This is a genomic window from Limosilactobacillus secaliphilus (genome assembly GCF_001437055.1).
In the GTDB taxonomy this organism is placed as follows: Bacteria; Bacillota; Bacilli; order Lactobacillales; family Lactobacillaceae; genus Limosilactobacillus; species Limosilactobacillus secaliphilus.
Genome location: NZ_JQBW01000009.1, coordinates 215,175 through 230,725, shown reverse-complemented (window position 1 = coordinate 230,725; position 15,551 = coordinate 215,175). Strand labels below are relative to the sequence as shown.

The window sequence follows — 15,551 nt, the reverse complement described above, 5'->3', positions numbered from 1 at the left end:
TAATAGAATAACACAAGAATCGTTTAATGAGAACACATGTTCTAAAACATTAAAATTAGTTAGAAAAAATCTCCCAAACACCGGCTAATATAAAGAAAAGTCCTTAGTATTCCGACATGCGGATGCTAGGGACTTTACGAATTATAGAGAAGCAAACTAATGCTGTTCTGGAAAGTGAATATATTTACTTGGTAATTCATCGACCAGCCAAACCTGGTTATTACCAAAATAGAAATGAATTCCGTCTGCAACTGCTTGTTTGGTATTGATGGTCAAAATGACTGGATGGCTATCATGACGACTGCCGACCTGCTTTGCTGTCGCTACATCGGTTGACAAGTGCACGTACTGTCTTTGCATCGGTAGGAGGCCCAATTTCTTGATGCTAGGGATGAATCGGCGAGCAGTGCCATGATACAAAATAGCCGGCGGGATGGCAGCCGGATGCTTAATAATACCGGGAATGGAGTGGCCATATAAGGCACAAATCTGACCGTTTTTGATTTTGAAACGTTCCTTATCAGCGTGGGCCATAATACTTTCAATTCGTTCTTTGGTTAAAGCCGGTTCGGTTAAAGCCGGTTCGAAATGGTGGACCCGATTCATTGCTTTCAAGAATTGATTGAGGTCAGTATAACCGTATTCGTCCAGCTTCAGTCCATACTTACCCGGGTTATGACGCAAAGCATATGACATCTTTTTGCTGATAAACTTATCTGAACGATGACTTGTTTGCTGCAATGTAATCCCTTCTTCAGAAAAAATAACTTCCACAATTGATTCTATCACGCTAATGGTAGGGCTTTCTATTAGGACCTTTGTAGTGCATAATAAGTGATGTAGTAATTCAAGAAGGGGAGCTCAATCATGAAAATCGGTTTTATCGGTACGGGTGTTATGGGGACTGGAATTGTTAATAATCTACTGAAACATGGTGAACAAGTGACTGTATACAATCGGACCAAAGCACATGCACAAAGCGTATTAGACCAAGGTGCACAGTGGGCCGATTCTCCGGCAGCATTGACCCAAAATAATGATGTGATCATGACAATGGTCGGTTTTCCTAAAGATGTTGAAGAGGTTTACTTTGGTGATGAAGGGATCTTTAAAACTGCACATTCCGGCCAGTATTTAATTGACATGACCACTAGCAGTCCTGATCTCGATCAAAAAATCGCTCAGGCGGCAGATAAATTAGGTGCTCATGCCCTTGATACTCCCGTTTCCGGTGGTGACATTGGGGCAAAAAACGGTCAGCTAACCGTCATGGTTGGTGGTGAGAAAGCCGATTTGACCAGCTTGAAGTCACTGTTTGCCGAATTTAGCAAAGAAGTTCATTATTTCGGCCCGGCTGGTGCTGGTCAAAACGCTAAAATGGCTAATCAAATCATGATTGCTGGCACAATGACGGGAATGACGGAAGCACTGGTATACGCTAAAGCTGCAGGGCTAGACCTCAAACAAGTGATGGAAACTTTGCAAGGTGGTGCTGCAGAAAACTTTAGTATGGGCAGTTACGGTCCACGGATCTTGAAGGGTGACTACACACCCGGCTTTTTTGCCAAGCATTTTCTCAAAGATCTCCGGATTGCATTACGAACCGCTGAAGCATTGCAATTAGATTTACCAGCAACCAAGCAGGCCAAGGCATTATATGAAACCCTGGTTGATCAACGTGGTTTAGGTGATGAAGGAACACAAGCGTTGATCAAGCTCTGGTGGACTAAGCAAGATTAGCTTTACATAATTTAATTACGGTAAACACGAGGATAAAATGCTAGGAGGATGTGTTCATGAAGAGCTCAAAATGGCCCATGTTAGTGTTAGCGTGCAGCTTAACTATTAATATGACATGTACACATCCGATCCATGCTGAGACGCAAACAATTAGTCAAAGTCAACAGCAGCAACTAAAGAGGGCGCTCAAGAAGGCGCATGCAAATGCCATCATTTTAGTCAATGGCAAAAGCAAGAATCACCCAATTGTAATCAGCAATCGTATTTCACAAAACGGTAAAAAAACAAAAGCAGTCAGTCCGAATCGCTTATTTCCAATCGCGTCATTTCAGAAATCGATGACCGGTGTGGCAATTGAACAGTTGCTGTATGACAAGAAGTTGTCGTTGAGTACTCCTTTGGCAAAATATTGCCCACAGGTTCGCAGTGCGTCATCTATCAGCGTTCAACAAATGATAACCCATACCAGTGGCTTGGCCGATAGCAATGACATGGCCCGTAAAGCTTGGCGGCGTCAGTCACGCTTAATGTACTATACGGAAACCAACTATGATTTGACTGGCAAACCTAATCAATGGCATTATGCCAACGTTAATTATGGTTTTTTAGCAATCATAATTGGCAAAGTGAGCCATGAAAGCTACTATACCTACATGAAAAAGCATGTGTTGAAGCCATACCACTTAAAGCAGGCAACGTTCTATTCACAGATCAAGAACAAGCACAAGCAGATCACGCCGTCAATCAACATTTCCTACCAAAAAGATCCCCATGAAAAGGGCCATCCCTGGCACTATCTGGGACGGGAAGTAGCAACAGAATATGGTGCTGGTGACTTGATGTGTTCACCAAACGATTATTGGCGCTTCGTTAATGAAGCATTACTAGCTAAGCCTAACCGTCTCATCAGATACGAACACTATGCTAGTGGCAATGAGACTCCTTACTACGCTGGACTTTATATCCACCCACAAGAGATTCATACCAATGCTTCTTACGATGGCTATTCGGCAACCATGTACTCAGACTGGGTACACAACAAAACAATCATGGTGTTTAGCAACAATCTATCCCATAAACAAATGCGAGCTTTAGCACCGATAGTCTACCGAATTTACTATGGGACGAATCATAAGGGTGGCTTTGCTTATTAACAAACAGGGACGAGATTAAAGAAGAGGGGATATTTACCCTCTTTTTGTTTATATTATTGCCTAATTAATGTACAATGTTTATTAGACAAATAGAGTATTTTTATATGCATTGCTTATTAAAAATTAAAAAATCAGGTGAAAGCGATGGCTGATTTACGAATTAAAAGAACGAAAAGAGCTGCTCATATGGCATTAGAACAGCTCTTATTAAATGAAGAATATCATGAACTCAAAATCAAAGACTTGGTGAAAGTGGCATTGATCAATCGTAATACTTTCTACCTGCATTACCGTGGCTTAAATGACGTCTTGAATGAAGTTATTGTAAATGTTTTACAACGTCAACAAGATCAAATCAGTACGCATAAGTTTATCCACCAGCCATTTACATTATTTTATGACTTATGGACCTATCTAACGCCAACTGAACACCAAATACTAAAACGTCAGCAATCTGATCCACAGTTCAAAGAATTGGTTATCCGGGATATCATGCAGCAGATTCTGATTATGTACCCAGATAACCAAGACGTTTGGTTTAGTTTTGGCAAAGTAACTGCAATCATTGCATGGCAAGCCGCTCATAATCATAATTGGCAGATTGGAACTGACGCTGAGCAGCTGCAAACGATGTACGATCAACAAAAGCTGATTTAAATTGCAGCTGAGAATCAAATTAAGACGAAAAAACTACCTAGCGAATCACTAGGTAGTTAATTTTTTATTGTAAAGGCTTAGCCATCAGCCAATCGGTTTGCGGATCATTACCAACGGGGAAACTGTGGCTACCAACTTTCTTGAAGCCATAATGCTGATAAAAGCCTTTTGCGTTTTCATTGTGTTCCCAGCAGCCAAGCCAAATCTGCTTCTTATTGGCTTTTTTAGCTTCATCTAACGCAAAACGCATCAATTTACCGCCAACATGCTGCTTCTGGTAAGCCGGTAAAACATAGATACGCTGAATTTCCATTGCATCATCAAAATTTGGTTCGGTTTGTGCTGAACCAACATTCAACTTGATATAAGCAACTGCTTGGCCATCAATCATGTAAAAATAGGTTTTGCTATCAGGATCACGCAATTCCTTTAACAATGTCGGCAATGCATAATCGGTTTCAACAAAGCGCTGAATGTCTTCATCAGGTGTATATGGACCAAAAGTGTCAGCAAAACACTCGCTAGCAACTTTGGATAACGTTACTAAATCATCATGATCTGTAGTGACTTGACGAAAACCATTCTGTACTTGTTGATTTGTCATAATATCAAAACCTCCAACTGATTAATGTTAATACTGGTAAATATAACAAAGCACTAACGACTCCGTCAAATCTCACTATCTACTTTACATAATATATATTAAACAAAGTAACTATATTATAAAAAGGGAAGCCAGCTTGACCTCCTCTATTTGTGATTAGAACTTGATTCGTTGTTTCAGGCTCCGTACTACCAGCATGGCAACTACGGCACCCACAATTCCTTGCAGCAAGTTCGTGCCAATACCTAACAAACCAGCAGCAATTTTGTACATGATCGTGTCAGCAACAAAGTAAGCAGCCACCATAACCACAGTTCCCAAAGCTAATGCTAACCAATGGCCAGCTTTGCTACTTGTTTTGCGATAAAGCCAACCGCTGATGATTCCTTCAAGACCATGAGCAATCAATGAGAACGGCGCATACTGGGTAAATCCTGAGATCAGGTCCAATAACAGACCACCAAAACCACCGACAATGCCGCCATATGCTGGGCCCAACAACATTGCAGCAATAAAGATACCGGCATCACACAAGTTAACGTTACCGTGGGTCCATGGAATTGGGATGATAAAGATCCGCCCGAAAACGACGGTAATTGCCAGTAATAAGGCCGCAAAGATAAACGAACGCAGGCCTTTTTGTTGATTGTTCACGGAATACAACCTTCCTTCAACTTCTTTTCTCAAACAATGTATTTAGTGTTTATTTTCACGAATTATTGAACAAACGTCAAGGCCTTGTCTTTAGCTTTTGCTGATCGATGCTAATAACTTTCCTAGTTTCAAACCATAACGACGTCTTTCAGCAGGATAAGAACTAGTTTCTTGAATGGCAATCTCCAGCTGTTCACAACTATTTTGCACTGCTGAATACAGGTCATGGCCAGTCAGCAAATTAGCCATCAGCAACGCCGCAAACGTGTCGCCAGCACCAAAGAAGTGGCCTGGATAATGATTGACCGCGATCATTTGAACGTCGTCGTCCCTATCAGTCACAAGTGTCTGTTCTTGACCTTCCAAATGAACCCCAGTTGCGACGACCTGCGCATCAATCCCGTTGCTGCGTACTTCACCTACCATCTGCTTAAAAGCGGTGAGAGTGGCTGTTAACGGCTTATTATACCCTGCTAATAAGCATAGTTCCGTCCAATTAGGGGTAATAACGTCCGCTTGCTGACAAAATGCCCGCATTTGAGCAGCGTAGTCACTGCTTAAACCTGGATACAATGCGCCACGATCGGCCATGACTGGATCAATGAGGACGGGACTCGTAACGTTTTTTAACAGACTGCTTAACCTCTGCATTAAATCGATCGAACCCAGGTAACCAATCAAAGCACCCTTAAACTGTAGGTCAGGAATGGATTGCCAGTGTCCAATCGCCGAGGTTAGCCAATCATCAGTGGCAAGTCTGACTGGCGTTTTGAAGCCTTCCGTCTGCGTTGACAATAAAGTGGTGGGTAAAGCGGCCGTTTCGATGCCAAAAGCTTGTAAGACATTCAAAGCCGCGACCATCGAAATTTGGCCCAGTGCGGAAAAATCTTCGGCCACCAGTGTACAGGACGTCATCATCATTCGCCTCCCCTACAATTGCATTCTTAATCAGTATAACCTGAGCGAGGCATATTAAAAAGGCCCCATAATTCGGGACCTCTTTAATTACTTGAATAATGATTTGTACTGGCCGAGCCCCTCTTCGTCGAGTTTGTCGAAGGGTACGAAACGCAGTGCTGCCGAATTGATGCAATAACGCAAGCCGCCCTTGTCAACTGGACCATCGTCAAACACATGGCCTAAATGAGAATCAGCTTTTGGACTTCTAACCTCTGTTCTTTCGCGAAGAAGGCGGTGATCACTTTTCTCAGTCAGCTTTGCCAATGGCTTGGTGAATGCCGGCCAGCCGCAGCCCGAGTCGTACTTGTCGGTGGAAGAAAATAAAGGTTCACCACTAACAACATCGACATAAATACCTGGTTCAAAGAATTCATCATATTTACCAGTAAATGGCCGCTCAGTAGCAGCATGCTGGGTGACTTCGTACTGGATGGGACTTAATTTTTGCTTCTCTTTTTCATAATTATCACTCATAACGGACACCTCACAAGTTAGCAATCGTGTGCCGGACCTGTTTGTACCGCACTGAGATCAGCATGTGAAACCCGCAACACTTCCACATTATCGGTCAAAAGACGTTGATCGCTCTTCAGCGGCAAGGTGAAGTAACGTGGGTTGAAATCGATCGTCATGTGTTCGTCATATTGCGGCTTGTCGAAGTCCTTGTAGTAAATGGGACCTAGATTGGATTCAAAGTGGGCGTTAAAGTCAGGAAGTTCTTCATCAGGATCAACGAAAACCAGCTTGTAATTAACGTCTAAAGAACAGTTACCTAACTTTGAAAATGGCCCTACCCCATCGTCAAAGTCCAAAATCATTCGATAGTCTTTGCCTTGCAGGTACTTTTGCAACCGTTCTTGTGCTTCAGTAGTGAAAGTTAAATCCATAGTTAATTCCCCCTTTTGCTTTAACTTGTCTTGATTATACGCGAACTGACTATAAAAGGCTCGTATTTTGCTTACAAAAAAGAAGTACAAAAAAAGCGTGCCCACAAAAGACACGCTATAGTTTACTGAATTTTAACTTTAGATACCGGCACTACCGATAACCATCGCAATAATTAGAATGACCATGACCAGCGTTGTAATCCAAACATACATGGAATCATGCATTTCCCAAAAAGCATAAATGGAGACGAGCACCCGTAATGCTGGAGTCAAAATCAACAGGAACAAGCCCAGCATGATGATCGCATAGGGCTTGAACGCTAGTATCCCTTTGCCAATCGCTGCGAATGTGTCGGGGTGAACACCAGCCGGATAACCAGATTTACCAGTAATAAACAGCATTAAGACGCCCAGGACGATCACAATGGCCGATAAGATCACACCGACTTGCATCACCCGACCGATGACATCTTCAACATGATCCATTTCTTTTTTGGTAATGTCTGCTTGCTTCTTAGCCATTAGTGCATCACCCCGAATCCTTTAAGAATCATTTGGACCCCCATGATGAACAGGATCGGCACAAAGATCATACGTAATAAGCGTGGCCGAATTTTTTGCATTAACCGGGTCCCAATGGCAGCGCCAATCAGAATACCAATTGCCAGTGGACCGGCAATGTGCGGTTGAATGGAACCGTTAAAGAAGTAAACGGTGGCACTGGCAGCTGCCGTAACCCCCATCATCAGGTTGCTGGTGGCACTGGATGGTTTCAGCGGCATTTTCATGATGGTATCCATCGCAATTACTTTAAAAACACCGCTCCCAATCCCAAGCAGGCCACTGGCTAAACCAGCACCATACATCATGGCGAAGCCGCCTGGCACATGAGTAACCTGGTAGGAATGTTCTTGCATATCCAACTGGTCATAGTAGGAACCTTGCAGTTTTAACTTGCGGGCCAAGGGATCATCTTGAACACCCGTCGCATCAACTTTGACTTTGCCACGCAGCTTCTGGATCATGTTGTAAGTCGAGTAAATCAGGAAAATACCAAACAAAACTTCCAGCCACTTACCATCCATGACCCCAGTCAGGATGGCCCCAGTAATGGCTCCAATCGTCGTGGCAATTTCCAGAAACATGGCCACCCGCAAGTTAAGCAGGTCATCTTTCAAGTAAGCAATCGTGGCACCAGAACTCGTCGCAATCACCGCAATGACACTGGCACCAATTGCATAGCGCATTGGTAGACCCAACATGACACTCAGGATCGGAATAATAATCATTCCACCACCAATGCCCAATAAGGCACCTAGACTGCCGGCAAATATCCCCACTAAAAGCAAAATAAATGTTGTTTCAACCAATTTCTCTCACCCGTTTGAGCGTTGATAAAGATCGGAGGCTAGTCGCAAATGCACCACTAGCCCCCGTATCTTAATATTTTACTAGCAATTAAAATTAGCCTTCAAAAGCATCGGTCAACGGAGGAACAACTTGCTTCTTCCGTGAAACAACACCTGGCAGGTTCATGCGCTTGTTAGCGTCCAGCTTCTTGCCAAAGGCCTTTTCAACCTTATCTGGGTTGGCACCAACAACCAACAGTTCAGAGTCACTGTTCAGGATGTTAGTAACGATCAGAACAAAGGTATCGTAACCGTTCTTGCTCATTAAGGACTGCATTTCCTTTTCCAGATCAGCTTGACGAGCAAATACATCGTCTAAGTCAACGGTGTTAACTTGGCCGATCCGCAACGTAGTGCCGCCCAGTTCAAAGGTCTTAGCATCACCATCAACAATTTCGTTGTCAGACTTTGCAGAAATGTTGGTGCCGGCCTTCAGCATCTTGATACCGTAGTCTTCGTAGTCGGTTTCACCAGAAATCTTAGCCAGTCCCTTAACTGCTTCACGATCATGATCAGTAGTGGTTGGTGACTTCAGCAGCAAGGTGTCAGAAATGATAGCGGACATCATCATCCCAGCTAAATGAGCAGGAATATCGATGTGCTTTTCGTTGAACATTTCGTAAAGAATGGTGCTGACACAGCCGTAAGGACGCAAGTTAGCCCACAGTGGCTGTGCAGTGTTGAAGTTGGCAATCCGGTGGTGGTCAACCAGGTGGGTAACCGTTACCTTGTCGATGTCAGGAGCACTTTGTTGTGGCTCGTTGTGGTCGACTAACATAACTGAATCAACTTCATTTGAAACCGTCTTGACAACCCGAGGCGCCTTCATATCAAAATGCTTCAAAGCGTACTGGGTTTCTTCGTTTGGTTCGCCTAAAGCAACTGCTTCAGTTTCGTAACCTAATTGGTTTTGGTAGTAAGAGAAAGCAATTGCAGCAGTGATAGCGTCTGTATCAGGATTTTGGTGACCAAAGACTAATTCTTTACTCATATGCGGAATTCCTCCTTAAATTGCGATGATAAACATCAAGTCAATATTTATTTTATCACGGCCCTCACAGGTCTGCAGGGCTTTTTTAATTGCTGGTTTCTTTTTCGCTTACTGGTTCAGCTTCAGCAACAATTTTGCGGCGAATCCGGATTGGTGTGCCTTGACTATCGGTGTCGACAACGAAGACCCCATTGGATTTGGCAGTACCTAAATGATGGTCGCTTATCAATACATCTTGGAAGGCTGGCCGGTCTGTGATCACTTCGACTGCCCCTGTAAAGTCAGCTGGATAAGCAATAAAGTCAGCTATTTCATGTGGGTTGCGCTTGAGCCGGTGGAGAACTAAGTTGCCACGACGGGCACGGGCGCCAACATCCAGTTCATCGACAGCCATTTCCTTGAAGGCCCCGCGTTGGGTAATGATGGCTAACCGGTCATCGTCGTGTGCCAGCACAAGGTTCATCAAGCGGTCGCCATCTTTGAGGTTGATCGCACGAACACCGGCTGTACGTAATCCTTGGGTTGGGACTGCACTCACGTCAAAGCGCAGCGCGTATCCTTGACGACTGATGCCGACAAGCGTCTGGTTCTTCAGCTCCGGTTCGAAGTATTGAACGTTGATCACTACGGCCTCAGGATCCTTCAGCTTCATGACCAGACTTGCATGTGATTTGTAACGGGAACCCGGCTTGAGCTCAGTCAAGGCCGTCTGTTTAACCTGACCGTCACTCGTGGAAATGATCATGGTACCAGGCAGGTCGAGACGCTTAAGAATGATGGCCGAAATGATTTCCTCATTGTCAGCTAGGCCGATTGTTTGGGAAATGTGCTCACCAGTGTCCTTCCACTTCACGTCGGTCAGCTCATGCACTGGCCGGTAAATAACGTGGCCTTGGTTGGTAAACATGAACAAGTGAGAAAGCGTCGAGGCCTTTTGGACCAGTAATGGATAGTCGTCTTCCCGCAGGCCGTTGTCATTAAAGTCAGACGCCTTGTAAGATCTTAGGCTGCTGCGCTTGATGTAGCCGGCGTGCGAAACCATAACCATCACGTCTTCGTCGGCCACTGTTACTGTCCGCGCCACCTTTAACTGGGAAACCTGGTTTTGAATCTGTGTCCGCCGTGGCGTGGCAAATTCTTTCTTGATGACCAGCATTTCGTTCTCCAACACGCGGTCCAATTCCGACTTGTCGGACAGAATCTTTTCAAAGGCGGCAATTTCTTTTTGTAACTTAGCCTGTTCATTTTGCAGGTCAGTCACATCAGTGTTGGTCAACCGGTATAACTGCAAAGCAACGATTGCGGCAGCCTGCTTGTCGGAAAACTGGTACTCAACCACCAAATTATGTTGGGCATCCTTGCGATTCTTGCTCCGGCGGATGGTGTGGATCACGTCGTCCAAGATTGACAAGGCTTTGATCAGCCCTTCCACAATGTGCAGACGGTCCTGATCTTTTTGCAAGTCAAAGCGCGTCCGGCGGGTAATGATCTGCTGCTGAAAGGCCAGGTAAGAATTGAGATAATGCTTCAAGCCGATCCGCATTGGCCGCTGATCATCAATGGCGACCATGTTGAAGTTGTAGTTGATTTGCAGGTCAGTGTTCTTCAGCAGGTAGTTGAGGATCCCCTGGGCGTCGGCGTTGCGCTTCAATTCAATGGCAATTCTCAAACCAGAACGGTCGGTTTCGTCCCGTGCTTCAGCGATCCCTTCGACTTTTTTAGCTAAGCGGAGGTCGTTAATCCGTTTAACCAACTGGGCCTTGTTAACGCCATACGGGATCTCATCAACCGTGATTTGCTGACGACCACCCCGCAGACGGTCAATCTGGGTTTTAGCACGAACAACAACGCGGCCGCGGCCGGTTGTGTAGGCTTTACGGATCCCATCACGTCCCTGAATAATCCCACCAGTGGGAAAATCAGGACCGGGAATCAGCTTCATCAGGTCATCTAGGCTGGCTTGTGGATGCTTCAAGAGGTAGATCAAACCATCAATCAATTCTCCCAAGTTGTGCGGCGGAATTTCAGTCGCATAACCGGCGGAAATACCAGTGGATCCGTTCAAAAGCAAGTTGGGAATCCGTGATGGCAGGACAGTCGGCTCTTTTTCGGTATCGTCGAAGTTCAGCGTCATTTCAACGGTATCTTTGTCGATGTCCTGCAGCATCAGGCCGGCAATCTTGCTCAGCCGGGCTTCCGTATACCGCATGGCTGCGGCCGGATCACCGTCCATGGACCCATTATTCCCGTGCATCTCAATCAGCGGTTCACGGAGCTTCCAATCCTGGCTTAAGTGCACCATTGCTTCGTAAATGGAGCTGTCACCATGCGGGTGGAAGTTACCCATAACGTTTCCGACTGACTTAGCCGACTTACGAAAGCCCTTGTCGTAGGTGTTGCCATCCTTATTCATCGCAAAGAGGATCCGCCGTTGGACTGGTTTCAACCCGTCACGGATGTCAGGCAATGCCCGTGATTGGATGATCGACTTTGAGTAACGACCGAAACGGTTGCCCATCAACTGTTCCAGTGTTCGATTTTCAATTTTGCTTTCACTCAAGCCTAGTGACTCCCTTCTCGTTTAATTTATGACTTAACATGGCCTTTGCTCTCAACCAACTTGTCGGACTCGGTATCGTCGCTCATCGTGAAGTGGACGTTATGTTCAATCCATTCCCGACGTGGCTCAACCTTGCTGCCCATCAAAGTGGTAACTCGTTTCTCAGCCAGGGCCGCATCCTCAATCCGTACTCGAATCAGCGTCCGGGTGGCCGGGTTCATGGTCGTCTCCCACAATTGGTCGGCGTTCATTTCACCAAGCCCCTTAAAGCGTTGCAATGAAGCACCACTGCCCATCTTCTTGGTCAGCTTGCGCAATTCATCGTTGGTCCAGGCATAGGTAATCTTCGTTTTGGCCCCACGTCCTTGTTGCAAACGGTAGAGCGGTGGCAAGGCAATGTAGATCTTCCCTGCTTCAATCATCGGCCGCATGTACTTGTAGAAGAAGGTCAACAGCAGGATCTGGATGTGGGCACCATCGTCATCGGCATCGGTCATGATGATGATCTTGTCGTAATTGGAATCTTCAACATTAAACTCAGAGCCCACACCGGCCCCCACCGTGTAGATAATCGTGTTCAGTTCTTCGTTTTTGAGGACGTCATCCAGCTTGGCCTTCTCGGTATTCAAAACTTTCCCCCGTAACGGCAGAATAGCTTGGAACTTCCGGTCACGGCCCTGCTTTGCGGAGCCACCGGCAGAGTCCCCTTCGACTAGGAAGAGTTCGTTCTTGCTGGCGTTCTTGGACTGAGCTGGCGTTAATTTATCGGAAAGGTTGCGTTCCTTCCGATTGCGGCGCTTTCCATTCCGTGACAAGTCCCGGGCTTTGCGGGCAGCTTCCCGTGCTTCCCGCGCCTTCACCGATTTGCGGATCAGCATTTGGGCGAAGTCACCGTTCTCCATCAACGTGTAGCCAAGTTGGTCGCTCACAATGGCATCCACGATCTTCCGGGCTTCAGGCGTCCCCAGTTTATCCTTGGTTTGGCCTTCAAACTGGAGAATGCGTTCCGGAATCCGGACTGAGATAACGGCCGTCAAGCCTTCACGAACATCACTGCCTTCCAGGTTTTTGTCGCGTTCTTTCAGCAGACCCACCTTCCGGGCATAGTCGTTGAAACTCTTGGTCCAGGCGTTCCGAAAACCGGCTTCATGTGTCCCACCATCGGGAGTCCGCACGTTGTTAACGAAGGACAGGATGTTTTCAGAGTAACCGTCGTTGTATTGGGCGGCAACATCAACTTCAACCCCGTCTTGCTTACCACTGAATGACAGTACTTTGCCCAGAGTTTCCTTACCCTCGTTCAGGTAGTCAACAAAGTCCACAATGCCGTTTTCATATTGGAAAGTATCGCTTTGCTCCTGACCAGGCCGCTCGTCCGTTAAGGTGATCTTCAACCCCTTCAGCAGAAAGGCCGATTCACGCAAACGGTTGGCTAAGGTGTTGTAATCAAAAACGGTGGTCGAAAAGATGGTTGGATCTGGTTTGAAGGAAACCGTGGTCCCACTTTCCTGCCTGGTCTTCCCCAATTTCTTCAGGGTGCCAACTGGGTTACCGCCGTTTTTAAACTTTTCTTGATAGCGGACATGGTCACGGACGATGGTTAAGGTCAACCAAGTCGATAGAGCGTTCACAACGGATGCACCAACCCCATGCAGGCCACCGGATGACTTGTAACCGTCAGCCTGGCCAAACTTACCACCGGCATGCAGGACGGTCATGATGACTTCAGGAGTGGGTTTGCCGCTGGCATGCATTCCAACTGGCATTCCCCGACCATGGTCTTGAACGGTGATGGAATTGTCAGCGCCAATGGTTACGGCGATCTCATCACCAAAACCGGACAGCGCTTCGTCGACCGCGTTATCGACGATTTCGTAAACTAAATGATGGAGTCCATATGTATCAGTCGAGCCAATGTACATCCCTGGCCGCTTCCGGACCGCCTCTAAGCCCTTTAAAATCTTAATGGATGAGGAGTCATATCGATATTTATCTGCCATCAAAGGGCCTCCTAACTTTACAATTTCCTAACTAGAGTGCCTGCATCAACAGGCATGACAAAACAATGTTACTCGAAAATCGCGGATGGTGCAAACGAGGCTAGTCAGCACAAGCAATCAGTGCTATCATTACTCCGTGAATTTATTTAGGAGTTTTTGCATGATATACGTATTCATGATTATAGTTGCCTACCTTCTGGGATCAATCCCTTCTGGTTTATGGATCGGTAAAATTTTTTACCACCGCGACATCAGAAAAGAAGGCAGCGGCAACATTGGGACTACCAATACTTACCGGGTGCTCGGGGTAAAAGCAGGAACGGTTGTTTTAGTGATGGACATCCTCAAGGGGACGCTCGCCGCTAGTCAGCCATACTTCTTCCACGTTGCTGTCAACCCCTTATTAATCGGTCTCTTTGCTTCGATTGGTCACACTGTTTCAATTTTCGACCACTTTCATGGTGGTAAGGCGGTTGCGACTAGCGCAGGGATCCTGTTAGCTTACAATCCTGGTTTGTTTGCGGTAGCAGCCACTATTTTTGTTTCAACGCTTTATCTGACTAGCATGGCCAGCTGTGCCAGTATCATTGGGATCAGTTCGATGTTCTTCATCTCCCTCTTCATCCATGACACGATCTTGGCCTGGATTGCGGGATTGTTGTCGTTACTAGTTATTTACCGTCACCGGTCTAACATCAACCGCATAATTCATGGCAAAGAATCAATGGTTTCCTTTGGTTTGGGCCAATACCTGCGGAAGAGACACCAATCCCATTAATTAATAACGGCTTTTATTGGCCTAAGAACTAAAAGACTTCAGCGTTCGGCATTTACCGAATGTTGAAGCCTTTTTGTGTAATTCATCGAATTAATCAGTGCTCTTAACGGCAATGACTGAAATCAATTTTGCTTTTCATCTTCATCGCGTTTTGCCCGTGGAAAATACTTGGCATATGATTGCTGCAGGTTCTCCCGCGTCACGTGCGTGTAGATCTGGGTGGTCGACAAACTAGCGTGGCCCAACAACTCCTGGACCGTCCGAATGTCGGCGCCGTTATCCAGCATGGCGGTGGCAAAACTGTGTCGCAACATGTGGGGGTGGATGGACGAATTAACGGAACTGACCTGAATGCCTCGGTTCAGGATATATTCAATTCCCGTGGACGTGATTGGCTTGCCGTAATGGTTGATAAACAAGTAGTCGTGGTGTTCACCGTATTTAGCCATCAGTGGTTCTCGACAGTTGGTTAGGTAGTTTTTCACCGCCCGCTTTGCGTATTTGCCAAAGGGCACGTAACGCTCCTTATCGCCCTTCCCATGAATCAGGATCAAGGACAGGTCCCAGTTAATTTGCGCCTGTTTGAGCTGCGAACATTCACTGACCCGCATTCCGGTTGCATAGAGCAATTCTAAGATGGCCCGGTTGCGAAAGTCGAGCGGCCGTCCCTGACCATCGGCGGCTTTGAACAAGGCCTTCATTTCAGGCTCGTAAAAGTAACGGGGCAGCTCGCGTGGGCGCGTTTTCAAGTGAATTTCAGCAAATGGATTGTCTTTTACCAGGTGGTTAGTGAGCAAGAAATCAAAGAAATTGCGGATGCTCGCTAATTCCCGGCTAATCGTCGTCCGGGCACGGTGGGTTTGATTCTGATGGGCCAAATATTTTTCTAAATCCAGTCGGTCCATCTTCAGCCAGCCATGCCAGTCACCGGTCTGAACCAGATAGCGCCGAATCATCTTCAAATCGTTGTGATAGCCCTTACTGGTGGCCGGTGACAATTGCCGTTCGGATGACAAATAAATCATGAACAGGTTTGCTAGGTCAAACGGATTTTCAGTCGTGAGCTGGGCATCTTGAAGCACACTGCCAAATTGATCCAATTGGGTTAACAGAGCTGCCAGCTGGTCAGGCGATTGGTTACCCTGCTGCTTCAAGCT

The 15,551-nt window shown here is 46.1% G+C and carries 16 protein-coding genes; 4 read left to right on the top strand and 12 right to left on the bottom strand.

Annotated features, from left to right (window positions below; all coding sequences use genetic code 11):
- Positions 1–156 precede the first annotated feature (156 nt).
- A complete protein-coding gene (locus tag IV45_RS04765) occupies positions 157–741 on the bottom strand; it encodes an RNA 2'-phosphotransferase (protein WP_083487263.1) in 585 nt (194 codons plus the stop codon).
- 126 nt (positions 742–867) lie between these two features.
- On the opposite strand from IV45_RS04765, the gene IV45_RS04760 reads away from it, so the two are divergent.
- The 3 genes from IV45_RS04760 to IV45_RS04750 all read left to right on the top strand — a co-directional run bounded on the left by IV45_RS04760 (position 868) and on the right by IV45_RS04750 (position 3,551).
- Entirely contained in the window at positions 868–1,740 is an 873-nt protein-coding gene (locus IV45_RS04760; protein ID WP_057741162.1) for an NAD(P)-dependent oxidoreductase, read from the top strand.
- A 110-nt stretch (positions 1,741–1,850) separates the two neighbouring features.
- Positions 1,851–2,894 carry a serine hydrolase domain-containing protein gene (locus IV45_RS04755; protein ID WP_162257111.1) on the top strand — a complete coding sequence of 348 codons (1,044 nt, stop codon included), beginning with the start codon at positions 1,851–1,853 and terminating at the stop codon, positions 2,892–2,894.
- Positions 2,895–3,080: 186 nt separating this feature from the next.
- Positions 3,081–3,551: a TetR/AcrR family transcriptional regulator gene (locus IV45_RS04750; RefSeq protein WP_057741159.1), complete on the top strand. Its 471-nt coding sequence runs from the start codon at positions 3,081–3,083 to the stop codon at positions 3,549–3,551.
- Positions 3,552–3,615: 64 nt separating this feature from the next.
- Here the strand turns inward: IV45_RS04750 and IV45_RS04745 are convergent, their stop codons facing one another.
- The 10 genes from IV45_RS04745 to parE all read right to left on the bottom strand — a co-directional run bounded on the left by IV45_RS04745 (position 3,616) and on the right by parE (position 13,616).
- On the bottom strand, positions 3,616–4,155 hold the full coding sequence (locus IV45_RS04745; RefSeq protein WP_057741157.1) for a GNAT family N-acetyltransferase: 540 nt from the start codon (positions 4,153–4,155) through the stop codon (positions 3,616–3,618).
- A 156-nt stretch (positions 4,156–4,311) separates the two neighbouring features.
- Positions 4,312–4,809, bottom strand: a complete 498-nt coding sequence (locus IV45_RS04740) for an ECF transporter S component (RefSeq protein ID WP_057741156.1) — start codon at positions 4,807–4,809, stop codon at positions 4,312–4,314.
- Between the two features lie 90 nt (positions 4,810–4,899).
- Positions 4,900–5,730, bottom strand: coding sequence for a PfkB family carbohydrate kinase (locus IV45_RS04735; protein ID WP_083487262.1), 831 nt, complete (start codon positions 5,728–5,730; stop codon positions 4,900–4,902).
- Between the two features lie 84 nt (positions 5,731–5,814).
- Positions 5,815–6,243, bottom strand: coding sequence for a peptide-methionine (R)-S-oxide reductase MsrB (msrB, locus tag IV45_RS04730; protein WP_057741152.1), 429 nt, complete (start codon positions 6,241–6,243; stop codon positions 5,815–5,817).
- A gap of 17 nt (positions 6,244–6,260) precedes the next feature.
- Entirely contained in the window at positions 6,261–6,656 is a 396-nt protein-coding gene (locus IV45_RS04725) for an iron-sulfur cluster biosynthesis family protein (protein ID WP_057741150.1), read from the bottom strand.
- A 138-nt stretch (positions 6,657–6,794) separates the two neighbouring features.
- Entirely contained in the window at positions 6,795–7,178 is a 384-nt protein-coding gene (locus IV45_RS04720; protein ID WP_057741149.1) for a DUF1634 domain-containing protein, read from the bottom strand.
- Entirely contained in the window at positions 7,178–8,026 is an 849-nt protein-coding gene (locus tag IV45_RS04715) for a sulfite exporter TauE/SafE family protein (protein ID WP_057741147.1), read from the bottom strand. Before IV45_RS04715 ends, IV45_RS04720 begins: the two co-directional genes overlap by 1 nt.
- A 94-nt stretch (positions 8,027–8,120) precedes the next feature.
- Entirely contained in the window at positions 8,121–9,056 is a 936-nt protein-coding gene (locus tag IV45_RS04710; protein WP_057741146.1) for a manganese-dependent inorganic pyrophosphatase, read from the bottom strand.
- A gap of 85 nt (positions 9,057–9,141) precedes the next feature.
- Positions 9,142–11,616 carry a DNA topoisomerase IV subunit A gene (gene parC, locus IV45_RS04705; protein WP_057741145.1) on the bottom strand — a complete coding sequence of 825 codons (2,475 nt, stop codon included), beginning with the start codon at positions 11,614–11,616 and terminating at the stop codon, positions 9,142–9,144.
- 26 nt (positions 11,617–11,642) lie between these two features.
- Complete coding sequence (gene parE, locus IV45_RS04700; protein WP_057741143.1) at positions 11,643–13,616, bottom strand: DNA topoisomerase IV subunit B; 1,974 nt, start codon at positions 13,614–13,616, stop codon at positions 11,643–11,645.
- A 160-nt stretch (positions 13,617–13,776) separates the two neighbouring features.
- Here parE and plsY point away from each other — a divergent pair, with 160 nt between their 5' ends.
- The gene (gene plsY / locus IV45_RS04695) at positions 13,777–14,394 is read left to right on the top strand and encodes a glycerol-3-phosphate 1-O-acyltransferase PlsY (RefSeq protein WP_057741142.1); all 618 of its coding nucleotides are present in this window, start codon (positions 13,777–13,779) and stop codon (positions 14,392–14,394) included.
- Positions 14,395–14,516: 122 nt separating this feature from the next.
- On the opposite strand, the gene xerC is transcribed toward plsY, so the two are convergent.
- A complete protein-coding gene (gene xerC, locus IV45_RS04690) occupies positions 14,517–15,419 on the bottom strand; it encodes a tyrosine recombinase XerC (protein WP_057741224.1) in 903 nt (300 codons plus the stop codon).
- Positions 15,420–15,551: the final 132 nt, after the last annotated feature.